Annotated in this window: 17 protein-coding genes; 12 read left to right on the plus strand and 5 right to left on the minus strand. The window is 62.8% G+C overall.

Going from position 1 to position 15,861, the window contains the following annotated elements; genetic code table 11:
* Positions 1-761: 761 nt before the first annotated feature.
* Both AB8A23_RS07180 and AB8A23_RS07185 read left to right on the plus strand, forming a co-directional pair.
* Positions 762-1,265, plus strand: coding sequence for a hypothetical protein (locus tag AB8A23_RS07180; RefSeq protein ID WP_210269244.1), 504 nt, complete (start codon positions 762-764; stop codon positions 1,263-1,265).
* A 35-nt stretch (positions 1,266-1,300) separates the two neighbouring features.
* Positions 1,301-1,633, plus strand: a complete 333-nt coding sequence (locus AB8A23_RS07185; RefSeq protein WP_116659949.1) for a GYD domain-containing protein — start codon at positions 1,301-1,303, stop codon at positions 1,631-1,633.
* 23 nt (positions 1,634-1,656) lie between these two features.
* Here the strand turns inward: AB8A23_RS07185 and recQ are convergent, their stop codons facing one another.
* Complete coding sequence (recQ, locus tag AB8A23_RS07190; protein ID WP_439060044.1) at positions 1,657-3,534, minus strand: DNA helicase RecQ; 1,878 nt, start codon at positions 3,532-3,534, stop codon at positions 1,657-1,659.
* A gap of 313 nt (positions 3,535-3,847) precedes the next feature.
* Between recQ and AB8A23_RS07195 the strand changes: the two genes are divergently transcribed.
* The 3 genes from AB8A23_RS07195 to AB8A23_RS07205 all read left to right on the plus strand — a co-directional run bounded on the left by AB8A23_RS07195 (position 3,848) and on the right by AB8A23_RS07205 (position 5,359).
* On the plus strand, positions 3,848-4,075 hold the full coding sequence (locus AB8A23_RS07195; RefSeq protein WP_147421582.1) for a hypothetical protein: 228 nt from the start codon (positions 3,848-3,850) through the stop codon (positions 4,073-4,075).
* A gap of 120 nt (positions 4,076-4,195) precedes the next feature.
* On the plus strand, positions 4,196-4,540 hold the full coding sequence (locus AB8A23_RS07200; protein ID WP_120288051.1) for a RidA family protein: 345 nt from the start codon (positions 4,196-4,198) through the stop codon (positions 4,538-4,540).
* Between the two features lie 3 nt (positions 4,541-4,543).
* Positions 4,544-5,359 carry a 3-keto-5-aminohexanoate cleavage protein gene (locus AB8A23_RS07205; RefSeq protein ID WP_439060043.1) on the plus strand — a complete coding sequence of 272 codons (816 nt, stop codon included), beginning with the start codon at positions 4,544-4,546 and terminating at the stop codon, positions 5,357-5,359.
* A 210-nt stretch (positions 5,360-5,569) separates the two neighbouring features.
* Here the strand turns inward: AB8A23_RS07205 and ilvD are convergent, their stop codons facing one another.
* Both ilvD and AB8A23_RS07215 read right to left on the minus strand, forming a co-directional pair.
* Positions 5,570-7,264 (minus strand): dihydroxy-acid dehydratase, encoded by a 1,695-nt coding sequence (gene ilvD / locus AB8A23_RS07210; RefSeq protein ID WP_439060042.1) that lies wholly within the window; start codon positions 7,262-7,264, stop codon positions 5,570-5,572.
* A gap of 98 nt (positions 7,265-7,362) precedes the next feature.
* Positions 7,363-8,322, minus strand: coding sequence for an ABC transporter substrate-binding protein (locus AB8A23_RS07215; RefSeq protein ID WP_244528142.1), 960 nt, complete (start codon positions 8,320-8,322; stop codon positions 7,363-7,365).
* A 271-nt stretch (positions 8,323-8,593) separates the two neighbouring features.
* Here AB8A23_RS07215 and AB8A23_RS07220 point away from each other — a divergent pair, with 271 nt between their 5' ends.
* The 3 genes from AB8A23_RS07220 to AB8A23_RS07230 are packed head-to-tail and all read left to right on the plus strand — an operon-like array spanning position 8,594 to position 11,006.
* A complete protein-coding gene (locus AB8A23_RS07220) occupies positions 8,594-9,490 on the plus strand; it encodes an NAD(P)-dependent oxidoreductase (protein ID WP_439060041.1) in 897 nt (298 codons plus the stop codon).
* 10 nt (positions 9,491-9,500) lie between these two features.
* Complete coding sequence (denD, locus tag AB8A23_RS07225; RefSeq protein ID WP_439060040.1) at positions 9,501-10,469, plus strand: D-erythronate dehydrogenase; 969 nt, start codon at positions 9,501-9,503, stop codon at positions 10,467-10,469.
* Between the two features lie 15 nt (positions 10,470-10,484).
* Positions 10,485-11,006, plus strand: coding sequence for an NUDIX hydrolase (locus AB8A23_RS07230; protein ID WP_089267820.1), 522 nt, complete (start codon positions 10,485-10,487; stop codon positions 11,004-11,006).
* A gap of 35 nt (positions 11,007-11,041) precedes the next feature.
* On the opposite strand, the gene AB8A23_RS07235 is transcribed toward AB8A23_RS07230, so the two are convergent.
* Positions 11,042-11,407, minus strand: coding sequence for a glyoxalase superfamily protein (locus AB8A23_RS07235; protein ID WP_309942205.1), 366 nt, complete (start codon positions 11,405-11,407; stop codon positions 11,042-11,044).
* 67 nt (positions 11,408-11,474) lie between these two features.
* Positions 11,475-12,545, minus strand: coding sequence for a methyl-accepting chemotaxis protein (locus AB8A23_RS07240; RefSeq protein ID WP_244528141.1), 1,071 nt, complete (start codon positions 12,543-12,545; stop codon positions 11,475-11,477).
* Between the two features lie 323 nt (positions 12,546-12,868).
* On the opposite strand from AB8A23_RS07240, the gene AB8A23_RS07245 reads away from it, so the two are divergent.
* The 4 genes from AB8A23_RS07245 to htpG all read left to right on the plus strand — a co-directional run bounded on the left by AB8A23_RS07245 (position 12,869) and on the right by htpG (position 15,825).
* Positions 12,869-13,183: a hypothetical protein gene (locus AB8A23_RS07245; RefSeq protein ID WP_089267817.1), complete on the plus strand. Its 315-nt coding sequence runs from the start codon at positions 12,869-12,871 to the stop codon at positions 13,181-13,183.
* Positions 13,184-13,325: 142 nt separating this feature from the next.
* A complete protein-coding gene (locus AB8A23_RS07250; RefSeq protein ID WP_210269243.1) occupies positions 13,326-13,502 on the plus strand; it encodes a hypothetical protein in 177 nt (58 codons plus the stop codon).
* A 32-nt stretch (positions 13,503-13,534) separates the two neighbouring features.
* On the plus strand, positions 13,535-13,831 hold the full coding sequence (locus AB8A23_RS07255; protein WP_093757559.1) for a DUF3303 family protein: 297 nt from the start codon (positions 13,535-13,537) through the stop codon (positions 13,829-13,831).
* A gap of 122 nt (positions 13,832-13,953) precedes the next feature.
* Positions 13,954-15,825: a molecular chaperone HtpG gene (gene htpG, locus AB8A23_RS07260; RefSeq protein WP_439060039.1), complete on the plus strand. Its 1,872-nt coding sequence runs from the start codon at positions 13,954-13,956 to the stop codon at positions 15,823-15,825.
* Positions 15,826-15,861 lie beyond the last annotated feature (36 nt).

A 15,861-nucleotide genomic window follows, 5' to 3' on the forward strand; every position in this document is an offset into this window, starting at 1 on the left:
GAACATGCTGGGATTCCGGGTTCACGTGCGCGAAGGCGCGCCCGTGCCCCGGAATGACAGCTTGGGGCGGCGAGACAGTTTTCAGATATTTTTCCTATCTTCCATTGACAACATCCCTGTATGGATTATATTCTCCATCGTCCGGCCCCGATGAGAGGGGCGAGCGCGATCGTCACGTTCGCGGGGCTGGATGCGGTGGACGCCGGAGATGCGGCGTTACGCGGTTCATGGGGGACGTCTGTCTTCGGGCAGGACGGATCTGCGCCAGCACTGCCACTGGCAAGGAGACGGCCGGCCTTGGGATCGACAGACCCCTGGACAGTGTGACGGACGACCAAGTCAAAACGCGTTCGGCTTACTCGCTTGAGGCTCCCTTCCCATCGCCTTGGGACTTTAATTCGCGATCGGAGCGTTCGTCGAGGCAAAGTGCAAGCAACCGAAAAAACGCCGCAGGCGGAACGCTGGGCAATCGCTCGGTGCCTCCGAAAGTCCTGATGCATTACCCCATGCGGAAGACCGCATCGCATCAGGCCCAAGGGTGCAACGGGCACCCGGCGTTCCGCACGCCCTCTCACAAGGGGGCGGGAAGGAATGCTTACACCTCGGACGCGCAAGCGCCGCGAGAATGCGAGCGTGTGTTTACATGTCACCGAAGCAGGTACCGCTACCCCACTCGATTTAGGTAAGCACTCCTGCTTGTTATTGCGGAGGACGGACCTCAAAACTCCCACTCGACAGGCTCATGGGCAGACGAGGATCACATGATCATCAAGCCCAGCGCATCGTGGCATACCCGCTCGACCCTCAGCAGGTTGGCGCACATTCTCGAACGGACCGGACTCGCTTTGGTTGGGGCTGCCTGCGGGCTGTTCGTTGCCGAGGTCGGCCGCTTCATCGAGGTCATTGGTTCGGGTGAAGTCGTGTTCGCCATGATCATTTACGGGGCTACCGGCTTCTATCTCGGGATCGATCTGCCCCAGGTTCCTGCCGATTACCGCATGCATCTGCCGCTATGGCGCGGGCTGGGCAACAGTGCGGATATGGTGGAGCTGCTCACTGCGGCCGGTACCTTCATAACATCGGTGACGGCGATCACGTCAGTCTCCAGTATCATTCTGGGCGAAACCGTGCGCCCCAGGACGGCTGGCATCATCTGTTTGAGCTGGGCAATCGGCGCCACCATGCAGATCGCAGCCGGTATCATCGCGCGAATAGAGTTAGGCCGTGCCGTGAAAATGGCGAAGCTCGCGCTGTTCTCCCGGTGAAAGGTCAGGACAATCCCGGCTGACGGAGGTCGAACATGCCGCTCTATATGTATCAGGCTGCCTACACGCCGGAATCATGGGCCGCGCAAATGAAGAATCCGCAGAACCGCGTTGAATCCGTTGGACGCCAGACGACGGAGGCTGTCGGAGGAACATTGATCGGAGGTTGGTATTGCCTGGGCGAATATGACGTGATGCTGATCGCCGATGTGCCGGATATCGAGAGCATGGCGGCCATCGCCGTCGCGATTGCAGCGGGCGGCGCCATCAAGTCCAGCCAGACGACTGCATTGATGACCGGGGCAGAACTTGTGGCGGCCCTGAAGAAGTCGGAGTCCGTCATCAAGGGATACAAGCCCGCCCGATAGACATCGGTGGCGTCGATCGCCCGCTATCGTCCCGGCGTCGCATTCACCAGCGCGAGGATCTCGTCGCCGTAATGCTCCAGCTTCTTGTCGCCGATCCCCGGGATTTCGCGGAGCTGGTCGAGCGTGGTGGGATGTTCGCTGGCGATGCCATCGATGGTGGCATCGTGTAGCACGACATAGGCCGGGACGTTGCGCTTCTTCGCGACTTCGGAACGCCAGGCGCGCAGCACAGCGAGCAGATCGGGATTGGCGTTGTCGCTGCGCGGTGCCGCAAGATCGCCGCGGCGGGATTTGCTGCGCGGGGCGCGGCCGGTGCCGCCGGTCTCCTCGCGGAACATCAGCTCGATCTCGCCCTTCAGCACACCGCGCGCTTCTTCGGTGAGCTTAAGCGCATTGAACGCGTCCGCGTCCGCATAGAGAAAGCCGCGCGCCACCAGTTGCCGCATCACGGCGCGCCATTGTTTCTCGGTGAGTTCGCCGCCGATGCCGAATACCGACAGCTTGTCATGGCCGAATTGCTTGACCTTGTCGGTGAGGCGGCCGATCAGCACGTCCACCAGATGCATGGCGCCGAATTTCTGCCCGGTGCGATAGGCGCAGGACAACAGCTTCTGCGCGGCGACGCTGCCGTTCCAGACTTTCGGCGGCGAGAGGCAATTGTCGCAATTGCCGCAGCGCGTGCCGGTCGCCTCTTCGCCGAAATAACCCAGCAGTCGGGTGCGCCGGCAATCGACGGTCTCGGCGAGGCCGACCAGCGCATCGAGCTTGCCGATGGAGACGCGCTTGAAGGTCTCCGATCCCGTGGACTCGTCGATCATGCGGCGCTGTTGCACGATGTCGGAAAGACCATAGGCCATCCACGCATTCGACGGCTTGCCGTCGCGGCCGGCGCGGCCGGTTTCCTGATAATAGGCCTCGATGCTCTTCGGCAGATCGAGATGGCAGACGAAGCGCACGTCGGGCTTGTCGATGCCCATGCCGAAGGCGACGGTGGCGACGATCACCACGCCGTCTTCATTGATGAAGCGATCCTGATTGGTCTCCCGCAGGCGTGCGTCGAGCCCGGCGTGATAGGGCAGCGCGAGGATGCCGGCCTTGTTCAATGCGGCGGCGGTGTCCTCGACCTTGGCACGCGACAGGCAATAGACCACGCCGGCCTCGCCGGAATGCCGGTCGCTGATGAAAGCCTGCAACTGCTTCTGCGCGTTGGTCTTGTCGACGATCTCGTATTTGATGTTCGGCCGGTCGAAGCTCGCCACGAAATTCGGTGCGTCTTCCAGGCGGAGGCGTTGCACGATCTCCTGCCGGGTCAGATCGTCGGCGGTTGCGGTTAGCGCAATGCGCGGAATGTTCGGGAACCGTTCGGCGATGACCGAGAGGCCGATATATTCGGGCCGGAAATCGTGGCCCCATTGCGCGACGCAATGCGCTTCATCGATGGCGAACAGGGCGATCCTGGCGCGGCCGAGCATCGACAGACAGCGCGGCGTGACCAGACGTTCAGGGGCGACGTAGAGAAGGTCCAGTTCTCCGGCGAGCAATTGCCGCTCGACCTCGTTGGCTTCGTCCCAAGACAGGGTGGAATTCAGCACCGCCGCCTTGACGCCCGCCTCGAGCAGGCCCGCGACCTGGTCGCGCATCAGCGCAATCAAAGGCGACACGACGATGCCGCAGCCCGGGCGCAGCAAGGATGGCAACTGGTAACATAGCGACTTGCCGCCGCCGGTCGGCATCAGCACCAGGCAATTGCCGCCATCGGTCACGTGGCGGACAATATCTTCCTGTGCACCGCGAAAACCCGGCAGGCCGAACACCGAATGCAGCACGGACAATGCGTCCGAGGTCTGGAACACGTCTGGCTGATTTTTCGATTGACGCGAGGCGCCGGCGGGAACGGACATGGCGCAGGTCTATTCCTGATTCGAGGGTCGCGTATATCCCGGGAAACGCGTCGTTCCCCCAGGAGAACGCGTCATTCCCGAGAGAATGCTTCATTCTCTATGGCATCGCGACGTTTCGCCTTGATCGCGCCGCTTTACCCCTGTCGATGATCCGTTCTAAGAGAATGAGTGCGCGACCGCGCCAGCGTCGCTGCAACCGGGCAAAAAGAAAAGCCGTATGCCATTCATTTTGCGAATCTTTTCTTGGCTTCTGAACCGTCGCCGCGGACCCAAGATCCGCTGGCACGCGGCCAATGAGAATGCCGCGCGAAAAGTGCGCCGGAAATTCAAAAAGGGGCCAAAGTCCGCGATCCTGTCCCATGTCATCGCACATCGGCCGTCCGTGACGCTGGTGGGGCGGCTGCCCGCGGTCGAAATCTGGAACCTGTCCGATCCGAAGCGTGTCGCGCTGCTCTATCTGCAGCATGGCCGCCGGTTGCGGCTGCCAGCGCCAAAGGCGTTGATGGACGATGCCGTGAAGCGGGCCCGCGCCGCGGAATAGTGGACGTGGTCCACGCGGGGCCACTTGTGCCGTGTGGCGTCATGGGCTTGACGGGCCAGTTCCGAGCGGGGATGGTCGCGCCCGGGTCACTCCGTTCCACACTCAATGAAAGACTTCTGCATGATCAAGCGTCTCGGTCCCGGCAAGCGTCTCAGCCAGGCTTCCATCCATGGCAACACCGTCTATCTGGCCGGCCAGGTGCCCGATGAATATTCGGGCGACGTCAAGACGCAGACCAAGCAGGTGCTCGACAAGATCGATGCGCTCCTCAAGGAAGCCGGCACCGACAAGAACAATATCCTCAGCGCCACCGTCTGGCTGCCGAATATCAATGACCGCGATGCCATGAATACGGTGTGGGATGCCTGGGTGCCCGAAGTTGGCCCAGCGCGCGCCTGCGTCGAGTCGAAGCTCGCCGACCCCGCCATCAAGGTCGAGATCGCCGTCATCGCAGCGATTCCGTAAATCATGTCACCCGTTGCCATTGCGGTCGCCCCCAACGGCGGCCGCAAGGTCAAGGCCGATCATCCCGCCGTGCCGCTGACGCCGGCGGAGTTGGCGGTAACGGCCGCGCATTGCCTCGAGGCAGGCGCGGCGATGATCCATGCCCATGTGCGCAACGCCGACGGCAGTCACCTGCTCGATGCGGCGGCCTATCGGGACGCCATCGCGGCGATCCGCAGCGCAGTCGGCGACAGGCTCGTCATCCAGATCACCTCCGAGGCGCTCGGCAAATACACGCCGGCGCAGCAGCGCGCGGTGGTGCAGGCGGTGAAGCCGGAAGCGGCGTCGCTGGCGCTGCGCGAACTGGTGCCCGATGCCAGCGAGGAGCAGGCCTTCGCCGATCTGCTCGGCTGGATGAAGCGCGAGCGCGCGACACCGCAAATCATTCTCTACGATGCGCAGGATGCTGCGCGGCTGGCCGAGTTTCGCAAGCGCGGGCTAGTGCCGTTCGAGAAGCTGCCGGTGCTGTTCGTGCTCGGCCGTTATACGGCGGGGCAGACGTCGCACCCGGCCGATCTGCTGCCGTTCGTCGCGCCCGGTGCGCCAACATTCGAACACTGGAGTGTCTGCGCCTTCGGTGCGCAGGAGACGGCCTGCGTCACCGCGGGCGCATTGCTCGGCGGCCATATCCGCGTCGGCTTCGAGAACAACGAATTGCTGCCGGATGGCTGCCGCGCCAAAGGCAATCAGGATCTGGTTGCGGCGGCGCGCCGCGCGATCGAGGCGGTTGGACTGAAGGCGGCGATGGCGGATGAGCTCAGGGCCGCGACGGCGCTCTAACCTCTCCCCGTTCTTTACGGGGAGAGGTCGCCGCGTCTTCGCGGCGGGTGAGGGGCGGCGCGCTGTAGTCGTCGCACAATCGCACTCACGGTCGCACCGATCCCGACGCGATAGACCATGCGAGATGATAGGCCGTTACCTTGCCCCTCATCCCGACCTTCTCCCCGCGCAGTGCGGGGAGAAGGAGCGCACTGCCGGCGCCAGGACTACTCACTCAAACCACGGCCATTCCGCGCCGCCATCATGCGTGACGGCGCCGCCGGGGGCCTGTCCGACGAGCTTGGCATATTTCGCCAGCGCACCGGCCCGATGACGCGGCGGACGCTGGGTCCACGCCGCTTTGCGCGCGGCGAATTCGGCATCACTGATCATCAGATCCAGTCGCCGCGCAGGCGCGTCGATGCGGATCTTGTCACCATCGCGCACCAGCGCGAGTGGGCCGCCGATATAGGCTTCCGGCGAGACATAGCCGATGCACATGCCGCGGGTGGCGCCAGAGAAGCGCCCGTCGGTGATCAGCGCGACCTTCTCGCCCATGCCCTGGCCGTAGATGAGCGCGGTGACTCCGAGCATCTCGCGCATGCCGGGGCCGCCGACCGGGCCTTCGTTGCGGATGATCAGCACGTCGCCTTCCTTGTAGCTGCGGTCCTTCACCGCGGCGACGCAGCTCTCCTCGTCCTCGAACACGCGCGCCGTGCCTTCGAACACTGTCTTCTTCAGTCCGGCGACCTTGATCACTGCGCCATCGGGGGACAGGTTGCCCTTCAACACCGCGACGCCGCCATCGGGCATGATCGGCTTTGCTGAACTGTAGATGATCTCGCCATCGGCCTTGTTGGCGTGGCCGTATTCTTCCGCAATCGTGCGGCCGGTGATGGTGATGCAGGAGCCGTCGATATGGCCGCTCTCAAGCAATGCACGGATCACGACGGCAGTGCCGCCGATGTCATGGACATCCTTGGCCACATATTTGCCGCCCGGCCGCAGATTGCCGATCAGCGGCGTGCGCGCGAACACCTCGCCGACATCGTCGATGGTAAATTTGATGCCGGCCTCGTTGGCGATGGCCGGCAGATGCAGCGCGGCATTGGTGGAGCCGCCCGTGGCGGCCACGATGGCGGCGCCGTTCTCCAGCGATTTGCGCGTAACGATGTCGCGCGGCAGCGGGCCATCGTTGCGCAGCATGTCCATGACCAGACGTCCGGCGCGCCGGGCGAACTGCGCGCGTTCGGCATAGACGCCGGGAATCATCGAGACATTGGGCATTGTGATGCCCAGTGCCTCGGACACCATCGCCATCGTATTGGCGGTGAACTGGCCGGCGCAGGCCCCTATGGTCGGAAGACACGCGCGTTCGATGGCCTCCAGCTCCTGCTTGTCGATGTCGCCGGTCATGAAGGCGCCGACGGCTTCATAGGAGTCCAGGGCGGTCAGCGTCTTGCCTTTGTGCAGTCCCGGCAGCGAACTGCCGCCATAGATGAAGATCGATGGTACGTTGCAGCGGACCATGCCCATGATGACGCCGGGCAACGTCTTGTCGCAGCCGCCGAAGCCGATCAGCGCGTCGTAAGCGAGGCCATGCATCACGGCTTCGATACTGTCAGCGATGATCTCGCGCGACAGCAGCGAGAACTTCATGCCCTCATGGTTCATGCTGATGGCATCGGAGACCGAGATGGTCGAGAACTCGCGCGGCGTGCCGCCGGCTTCGGAAATACCGGTCTTGGCGGCGTCGACCTGAAAGTCATGGGTCATGTTGCAGGGCGTCTGCTCGCCCTTCATCGACACCACGCCGATCATGGGTTTTGCGATCGCCTCGTCGTCGAGGCCCATGGCGCGCATGAAAGCGCGGTGCGGGGCACGGTCGAGGCCGTCGGTGGTGACGCGGGATCGCAATTTCTTCATGGGATCTGTCCGTTTCTTGGTCTTGTCGTCCAATGCAGTGAGGCCACGCCGTGGGGCGTGGCCTCAGGACATCATATAGTGAGATGTCGTGTCTTGCTCTACTGGATCGGCGCGACGATGGTCGGGTGCTTGAACTGCATCGCGTCCATCTTCGGCAGCATGCCGGCCTCGGTATAGATATCGAGCATCTTCTGCATGGCCGGGAAGTTCGGTGCTGCGCCGGGGTCGCGGGCGAAGTCGTTCTCCTTCAGCAGATAGGTCTCCAGCACCGGGATCGGTGCCTTCATGACTTCGTTGACGACCTTCAGCGTTTCCTCGCGGTTGGCCAGCGCCTTCTTCATGCCAAGGGTGATGTCGGCGACATAGGCCTTGGCGAGTTCGGGGTTCTTGTCGACGAAATCGGCGCGGCAGGCTTCAAGGATGTGCACGATGTTCGGCATCGCCTCGTTCAGCGAGAACAGCTTGCGTGTGCCGCCCTTGGCTTCCATGCGCGCGGCAAATGGCTGGTTCATGTTGATGGCGTCGACGCGGCCCTGACGCAGCGCATCTTCGGACGCAGCAAAACCGATCTCGATCAGCTTGACGTCCTTCTCGGGATCGACGCCGGCGCCTTTCAGCAGCATCTTGAACGGACCATAGGTGCCGCCGCCGATGACGGAAATGCCGACATTCTTGCCCTTGAGATCGGCGATGGTCTTGATCGGCGAGTCATCCTTCACGGCCCAGTAGACCGAGAAGCTGCCGGGCTTTTCCGACACGTGCTGCGCGACGATATAGGCCTTGAGGTTGCCGCCGTTGACGCCGTTGGCGAGCGACAGCACGCCCTGGGTGGCGCAATCCAGCGCGCCGGCGGCGAGCGCCTGCGTCATAGGCGAGGTACCCTGAAACTGGGTCCATTCGATATTGTAGGTCTTGCCGAGATTGGTGAATTCGGTCGGGCGCTTCATCATCCAGTATTTGGATTCCTCGGCCGGAATGGTCCAGCCGACCTTGATGGTCGGAATCGTCTGCGCCTGCGCCGCACCCGTCAGCGCCCCCGCCGCGAGAGTCGCCGCCATCAGCCACTTCGAAGAACCCAGCTTCATGCCCGCTCACTCCGTTTGATGATGGCCAGACACGGCCAAAAGAAAAGCCCCACTGTCTTGAAGCCTTTCATGCTTCAAATATTCTGGCAAGCGAGGTCCGTGCCCAACATTCATTCGTGCTGTGGCGCAACAATTGGCAGTTGCGCAGGCGTTGATATCATCGTTGCTGCGGCTGCGGACGCAGCGTAGATAGCTCGCAGATGCGAGCAGCGTGGCTCGGCGGCAGAAGGACAACGGCGTCAAAATGGTGGATTCAGCGGGCGGCAAAGAGAAGCTCGGTTACCTCGGCCTCGGCCTGATGGGACTGCCGATGACCAAACGGTTGCTGGGCGCCGGTTACGATGTGGCCGTCTGGAATCGCTCGCCCGGCAAGGCCATTGCGCTGGTAGAGGCCGGTGCGAAAGTCGCCGCCAGCCCACGTGATGTCGTCGCCCATGCGAGCATTATCTTCATGTGCCTCACCGATGCATCGGCGGTAGAGGAAGTGGTGTTTGGCGACAACGGCCTGTCCGGCACCGACGGCAATGGCAAGCTGGTCGTCGATTTCTCCTCGATTCATCCGGATAAGACGAAGTCCATCGCGGCGCGGTTGAAGGCGGCGAACGGCATGGGCTGGATCGATGCGCCGGTGTCGGGTGGCACCAAGGGCGCTGAGGAAGCCACGCTGGCGATCATGGCGGGCGGCGAGGCCGCCAATGTCGAACGTGTCAGGCCCTATATTCTGGCGATGGCGCGCAATTTCACGCATATGGGGCCGACCGGCGCCGGGCAGATGACCAAACTCTGCAACCAGGTGATCGTCGGCTGCGCCATGGCGGTGCTGGCCGAAGCGACGCGACTTGCCGTGAATGCCGGTATCGACGCCAAACGCCTGCCGGAAGCACTCGCGGGTGGTTTTGCAGACTCGATCCCGCTGCAACTGTTCGTGCCGCGCATGGCACAGGGCATTCACTCGCCGCCGCTCGGCCACATCCACACGATGCTCAAGGACCTCGATACGGTCGTCGCCGTGGCGCAGGACACATCGACGCCGGTGCCGATGGCTGCGCTCGCGGCGCAGATCTTCCGCATGGGCAAGGCGGTGCGCGGCGCCGATGCCGACGCGCTGGAGATCTACAAGCTGTCGGCGCCCAAAGAGTGAAGATCAAGGAATGAAGGTTCTGGTGATTGGCGCGGCCGGCATGATCGGCCGCAAGCTGTGTGAGCGGCTGCTGAAGGACGGTCATGTCGGCGGTGGGGAAATCGGCGATCTTGCGATGGCCGATGCGATCCCCAGCGATCTGGTTGGCGCGCGCAGCATCATGGTCGATCTCGCAAAACCGGATGCGCCCGCAGCACTGCTGGCGTCAAAGCCTGACCTGATCTTCCATCTTGCTGCGGTCGTCTCCGGCGAAGCCGAACAGAATTTCGACAAGGGCTACGCGGTCAATCTCGACGGCACGCGCAATCTGTTCGAGGCGATCCGCGCGATGGGGGGTGGTTATCGCCCTCGCATCGTCTACACCTCGTCCATCGCGACCTTCGGCGCGCCTTATAGCGGTCCTATCGCCGACGATTTCTTTCACACGCCGCTGTCGAGCTACGGGACGCAGAAGGCGATCTGCGAATTGCTGCTGGCGGACTATACGCGGCGCGGCTTCTTCGACGGCATCGGCATTCGCCTGCCGAATATCTGCGTGCGGCCGGGCAAGCCCAATGCGGCAGCGTCGGGTTTCTTCTCCAATATCATTCGCGAGCCGCTGGCCGGGCGTGAGGCGGTGCTGCCGGTAACCGACGACGTCGGGCAGACACATGCCAGTCCGCGCGCGACGACGGAATTCCTGCTTCATGGCGCGACGCTCGACAGCGCCAAGCTCGGCGCACGCCGCACGGTGATGATGCCCGGCGTGCGGGCATCGGTCGCGGACATGATCGCGGCGCTCCGCCGCGTGGCAGGTGACAGTGTTGTGACACGCATCAAGCATGTGCCAGATCCCGCCACGATGGCGATGGTTGCCGGATGGCCCACGATGTTCGATACCAAACGTGCGCTGGCGCTGGGTTTCCAGGCGGAACCGGACTTCGATTCCATCATTCGTGCTCATATCGAGGATGACCTCGATGGCGTCTTTGTGCGTTAGCGGTTAAGGACAATCATGGCGCGCGATATCATCATGGCGGCGGGAGGCATTGTCGTGCAGCGGGGCGAGACGCCGCTGTTCGCCGTGGTCTGCCTGCGCAAGCGCGGCGACTGGGTGTTGCCGAAGGGCAAGCTCGACAATGGCGAGACGCCGCGCGACGCAGCCGAGCGCGAGGTGCTGGAAGAGACCGGCCATGCCGCGTCGGTGCATGACTATCTCGGTGCCCTGGCCTATCCGCTCGGTGAACGGACCAAGGTCGTGCATTTCTGGCACATGGAGGCCGCGGCCGCGCCGTCACGCAAGTTGATGAAGGATATCAGCGAAGTCGCGTGGCTGCCATTTGACGCCGCGCTGGCGCGGCTGACGCGCAGCCATGAACATGCGTTCCTCGCGCAGGTCGGGCCCATGGCGCTGGCGGCAGCAAGGGCAGCGCCGGTCGTGGATGGCGAGCCCGTGCGGCCAATTGCCGTGGGGCCTGTCAGCGTGCGACGTGACACGGGGTTCTTCGCGAAGATCCGGAACTGGTTGAACGGGTAAGTTCTCTCGTTGCAGCGATGGCTGAAGCGGCGGGCTCAGTGCGTGTTGGTCGCGTCATCGAAGCGCAGCACATTGCCGAACGGGTCGGTGATCTTTGGGGCCGTATCGGTCGGACTCGGGCGCGCGAAACGGGCCCGCTTGTCATGCAGCTCCTTTGCGAAAGCCGCGATATTGCTGCCGCGGATATAGACCACGCTGCCCGGCGTGCCGTCGCCATAGTGTTCGCTGAGATGCAGCTTCACGCCGCCGCGCGACACCTGCATGTAGAGCGGGGAGTCCGGCTCGTAACGATGTTCCCAGTCGATCGCAAAGCCGAGGAAGTCGACATAGAACTCCTTCGCTTTAGCAATGTCATAGATGCGCAGAACCGGAATTGCCGGTTCGAAAGTGACGTCGGTCATCGCTGTCTCCCGCTCATGGCGTAGGGGAGATTATCGCAGCGAAGTCGTCATTGACTAGATCGTGCGGCTAGGCGCCGCGCATGATCACGCCGTACCAGCCGAGACCTTTGTAAGTCTCATAGCCCGGTGTGGCATGGAAGGCGACGAGGCCGCCCGAACGGTCGTGATAGAAGCCGCTGCGGCGGCCGTTCAAGGCCAGCGGGATGCGTTCGGTGAGCAGGCCCTGGCCGTCGGACGAGGCGATGACGCGCAGGTTCGAATCCACCAGCAGTACGCGCGTCTTGTCGTCGTCGACGCGAACGCCCTCGACGATGGCGCGCGCCTGGGCTTCCCAGTCGAAATGAATCGCGAGCACGCCGATGGCGCGGCCATTGGCCTTGCCGCCTTCGCGCACGCTGGCGCAATAGGTCGCGACCTGCGCATTGTTCAGGAGCGGCTGGCGCTCGACGTCGCCCGCGGTGTAGTCGTCGCCGGAGCGCAGCGTACGGGCGTCGCGAAACCAGGCGGTGCCGGCGATATTCTGGCCCGTCACATTGAAACGATCGCCACGGCCGCTGGCGATGACATTGCCCTGCATGTCGCACAGCCAGAGATCGAGATAGACGGTGTAGGCGCCGAGGATCACGGCGAGCCGCTCCGATACATGGGCGACGGTGGCGTCGCTCGGTGCGGCCGCGCAGTCGACGACGGCGGAGTCGGTCGCCCACCAGCGGACGTCGCAGGTGCGCTCATAGAGATTGCGGTCGATCAGCTCGATGGCATTCAGCGACAGGTCGACCATGCGTTCGCCGCGCGAGCGCTCGGTCATCTTCTCGATCGACGCCATCAGGCTGCCGGTGCGGGCTGTGAGCTGGGATTCCAGATCGCGCGCGATGGTCTCGACCTGCTGGCCGACATTGCGCACTTCCTGCGCGACGACGGCGAAGCCCGCGCCCTGCGCTCCCGCGCGCGAGCTTTCGATCAGCGCGTTCAGCGCCAGCATCTTCATCTGGTTGGTGATGTGCTGGATCGACCGGGTTTTCTCGCAGGCGATCTCGTTGACCTCGGCGGTCAACCGCCCGATCAGCGCGGAGATATCGGAGCTATCGTCGTTCTCTTCGGTTGCATTGGCATGCGCAGAATGACTGCTGCGGTTCATTGCCAAGACCATCGTCGTATCCCCGTTGACAGCAATCAGTTACCTCCCGGTTATTGCCCGGTCATGGTTAATCGTGGCTTAATTTTCCGTGTGCCGGGTTCCGCCGACTTGCACGAATAAGCGGCAAGAGTGCGCAATAGGCACTATCTCATTGCGTCTGGGCATGCGCGGCCGCATCCGCAGGACGTTCGATGCCCCCCTAGCGGTACAAATTAGGGCGTCATTAGTGATGCTTATGCACGCGCCCCCCGATTGCTCTGACCAACAACGCGATATCAACCACACTCGTGCAGGCTCAAAGCTTCATAGGCCGAGCCATTGTGATGAGCGTTCTCGAAGACCTGACCGGTGCGACCACGTCGGAACTGTCCGACGAATTGATCTTCCAGATCGCCTCGGCGTCCAGCCCCGAGCAGCGCAAATACGCGGCTGACCTGTTCCGGTATTTCGCCAAACAGCTCGAATTCGAATCTTATCGGCGCGGGCAGCAGAGCATGGCCGTTCCACAGCTTCCGTCGCCGGCCATGATTATCGACGCGACGCCCGAACAGGACGAAGCGCCCACGATCCAGCCGTCGGATGACCCTGGCGATGACCCGTCCGTCGGTCTGATCCCGCCGGTGAGCTGGCAGGATTGACGGCGGCGCGACAGTTTTACGTCAGATCCGTTGCTTCCTACCGATTGGCTTAACCATTCGCAGGCCAAATGAGTCGCGAGTGATTCGAGCGTTGCAATCGTGAAGAGCGGGCGTGCCAGTGAGTGTAGTTATCCCTTTCCCCATGCGTGTAGCGGCCCCCCAGGCCGATGAGTGTGAAATCGATCTACTGAGCGCCGTCGATCTGGCGATCCGCGATCTCCGCGAAATCTCCCAGACCGCGAACGACATCGCGCAGGCACGTGCGCGTGAATGCCTGGCCATGCTGGAAAGCGCCTATCACGGTGCGCTGCAGGGTTGACGCACTCTGAGTGTGCCAACAGGAGATCAGCGATGCTGTTTCTGGTGATCTCGAATCCGCGCGCCGATCGTCCGTCCGACATGGCGGCCGCGCGTCAGAGCTTCTGGCCGTGGATGGCGGGGTATCAGGCGTCGGGTGTCTGCCAGCACATCTATCCGCGCGTCGGCCGCGGCGTGGTCGCGGTGTTCAAGGTCGATGGCAATGAAGTGCTGCATCGCATCCTGAACGAATGGGCCGATATCATCCCGGCGCAGTTCGAGGTCTATCCGCTGGTCGATCTCGATGCGACCACGGCTCTGCTCGCATCGCAGGTCGCTGCTTCAAAGTAGCGTCGCGAGTTTCAGTTCCCGATCAGCCTTTTCGCGCGGAAACCATCGGTTCGAACCATGGACTCGGCAAATCCGCGTCGCTATATGCGTGATCTCTCCCTTACCAGTATCGGGCACTTTTCATGACGACCACTGACACCGCTGCACCCGTTTCCCAGCCGTTCCAGGCCGAAGTCGCCGAATTGCTGAACCTGATGGTTCACTCGGTCTATTCCGAGACCGACATTTTTCTGCGCGAACTGGTCTCCAATGCGTCCGACGCTTGCGACAAGCTGCGCTATGAGGCGATCGCCAATCCGCAGCTGATCCCCGACGGCCAGTCGCCCAACATCACCGTCATTCCGGACAAGGCGGCCGGTACGCTGTCGATCGTCGATACCGGCATCGGCATGGATCGCCAGGAGCTGATCGATAATCTCGGCACCATTGCGCGCTCCGGCACCAAGTCGTTCCTGTCGCGGCTCACCGAAGCCAAGGATGGCTCGAACCTGATCGGCCAGTTCGGCGTCGGCTTCTACGCCGCCTTCATGGTGGCCGAGAAGATCGTGGTCACCAGCCATCGCGCCGGCACCCATGATGCCTTCACCTGGACCTCGACCGGCGGTGCCGGTTTCGAGATCGGCCAGGTCAGCGACGGCATGAGCGTGCCGACCGGCACGTCCATCGTGCTGCATCTGAAGGAAGACGCGAAGAAATATCTCGAGACCTATGAGATCGAGCGCATTGTCGGCGCCTATTCGGACAACATCCAGTTTCCGATCATGCTCAAGGACGGCGATGCTGAGCCGCGCCAGATCAATTCGGCCAGCGCGCTGTGGCAGCGTTCCAAGTCCGAACTGACGCCGGAGGATTACAGCGCGGCTTACAAGTCTATCGCGCATGCCTATGACGAACCGGCGATGACGCTGCATTACCGTGCCGAGGGCCGCTATTCCTATGCGGTGCTGCTGTTCGCGCCATCGCAGAAGCCGTTTGACCTGTTTGAGCCGAACCGCAAGGGCCATGTGAAGCTCTATGTGCGTCGCGTCTTCATCACCAACGATGCGGACCTGTTGCCGTCCTATCTGCGCTTCATCCGCGGCGTCATCGATGCCGAGGATCTGCCGCTGAACCTCTCCCGGGAGATGCTGCAGAACAATCCACAGCTCGCGCAAATCAGGAAGGCCGTGGCGACCCGCGTGATCGGTGAGCTGGAGACGCTGAGCGAGAAGGATGCCGAGACCTTCACCAAGATCTGGGACGCCTTCGGCCCGGTGATCAAGGAAGGCATCTATGAGGATTTCGAGCGTCGCGAGAAGCTGCTGGCGCTGTCGCGTTTCACCACGACCTCGGGCGAGAAGCGCTCGCTGAAAGACTATGTCGCTGACCTGAAGCCGAACCAGACCGAGATCTATTATCTCGCGGGCGACAGTCTCGATCGTCTCAAGTCGAATCCGAAGCTGGAAGCCGCCAAGTCACGCGGCATCGAAGTGCTGCTGCTGACCGACGCGGTCGATGCGTTCTGGTCGTCGGCGCCGCTCGATTTCGACGGCAAGCCGCTGAAGTCGCTGAGCCAGGGCGAGGTCAATCTCGATCTGATCCCGCGCATTGATGAAGACGCGACCAAGGACGAGCCGAAGACCGAGACCGATGAGGCGGCGACCATTGCCGTCATCAAGGAAGCGCTCGGCGATCGCGTCTCCGACGTGAAGGTCTCGACGCGTCTGACCACGTCGGCGTCGTGTCTCGTCGCCGGCGGCGCCGGTCCGGATCGCGAGCTCGAGCGCATGCTGGCGATGCAGAATCGCGGCAGCGTCACCAAGCCGATCCTCGAGATCAATCTGCGTCATCCGCTGGTGGCGAAGATCGCCGGTGCCGACAAGGCGGCGGGCGGCGAAGCGTCCGACATCGCGTTCCTGCTGCTCGAGCAGGCGCAGATCCTCGACGGCGAATTGCCAGAAGATCCGGCCGCGTTTGCGAGCCGTCTCAACCGGCTGGTGCTGCGCGGTTTGTGATCGCCGACCGTTCACGGCGCGGGGCATTTTGTCCCC

Source organism: Tardiphaga sp. 619_E2_N8_4, from assembly GCF_051810905.1.
In the GTDB taxonomy this organism is placed as follows: Bacteria; Pseudomonadota; Alphaproteobacteria; order Rhizobiales; family Xanthobacteraceae; genus Tardiphaga; species Tardiphaga robiniae.

Bases quoted from the DNA above. Each gene is read 5' to 3' on its own strand.
- AB8A23_RS07180 (WP_210269244.1), top strand. From the start codon at position 762: ATGATCATCAAGCCCAGCGCATCGTGGCATACCCGCTCGACCCTCAGC.
- AB8A23_RS07185 (WP_116659949.1), top strand. From the start codon at position 1,301: ATGCCGCTCTATATGTATCAGGCTGCCTACACGCCGGAATCATGGGCC.
- recQ (WP_439060044.1), bottom strand. From the start codon at position 3,534: ATGTCCGTTCCCGCCGGCGCCTCGCGTCAATCGAAAAATCAGCCAGAC.
- AB8A23_RS07200 (WP_120288051.1), top strand. From the start codon at position 4,196: ATGATCAAGCGTCTCGGTCCCGGCAAGCGTCTCAGCCAGGCTTCCATC.
- AB8A23_RS07205 (WP_439060043.1), top strand. From the start codon at position 4,544: ATGTCACCCGTTGCCATTGCGGTCGCCCCCAACGGCGGCCGCAAGGTC.
- ilvD (WP_439060042.1), bottom strand. From the start codon at position 7,264: ATGAAGAAATTGCGATCCCGCGTCACCACCGACGGCCTCGACCGTGCC.
- AB8A23_RS07215 (WP_244528142.1), bottom strand. From the start codon at position 8,322: ATGGCGGCGACTCTCGCGGCGGGGGCGCTGACGGGTGCGGCGCAGGCG.
- AB8A23_RS07220 (WP_439060041.1), top strand. From the start codon at position 8,594: ATGGTGGATTCAGCGGGCGGCAAAGAGAAGCTCGGTTACCTCGGCCTC.
- denD (WP_439060040.1), top strand. From the start codon at position 9,501: ATGAAGGTTCTGGTGATTGGCGCGGCCGGCATGATCGGCCGCAAGCTG.
- AB8A23_RS07230 (WP_089267820.1), top strand. From the start codon at position 10,485: ATGGCGCGCGATATCATCATGGCGGCGGGAGGCATTGTCGTGCAGCGG.
- AB8A23_RS07235 (WP_309942205.1), bottom strand. From the start codon at position 11,407: ATGACCGACGTCACTTTCGAACCGGCAATTCCGGTTCTGCGCATCTAT.
- AB8A23_RS07240 (WP_244528141.1), bottom strand. From the start codon at position 12,545: ATGAACCGCAGCAGTCATTCTGCGCATGCCAATGCAACCGAAGAGAAC.
- AB8A23_RS07245 (WP_089267817.1), top strand. From the start codon at position 12,869: ATGAGCGTTCTCGAAGACCTGACCGGTGCGACCACGTCGGAACTGTCC.
- AB8A23_RS07250 (WP_210269243.1), top strand. From the start codon at position 13,326: ATGCGTGTAGCGGCCCCCCAGGCCGATGAGTGTGAAATCGATCTACTG.
- AB8A23_RS07255 (WP_093757559.1), top strand. From the start codon at position 13,535: ATGCTGTTTCTGGTGATCTCGAATCCGCGCGCCGATCGTCCGTCCGAC.
- htpG (WP_439060039.1), top strand. From the start codon at position 13,954: ATGACGACCACTGACACCGCTGCACCCGTTTCCCAGCCGTTCCAGGCC.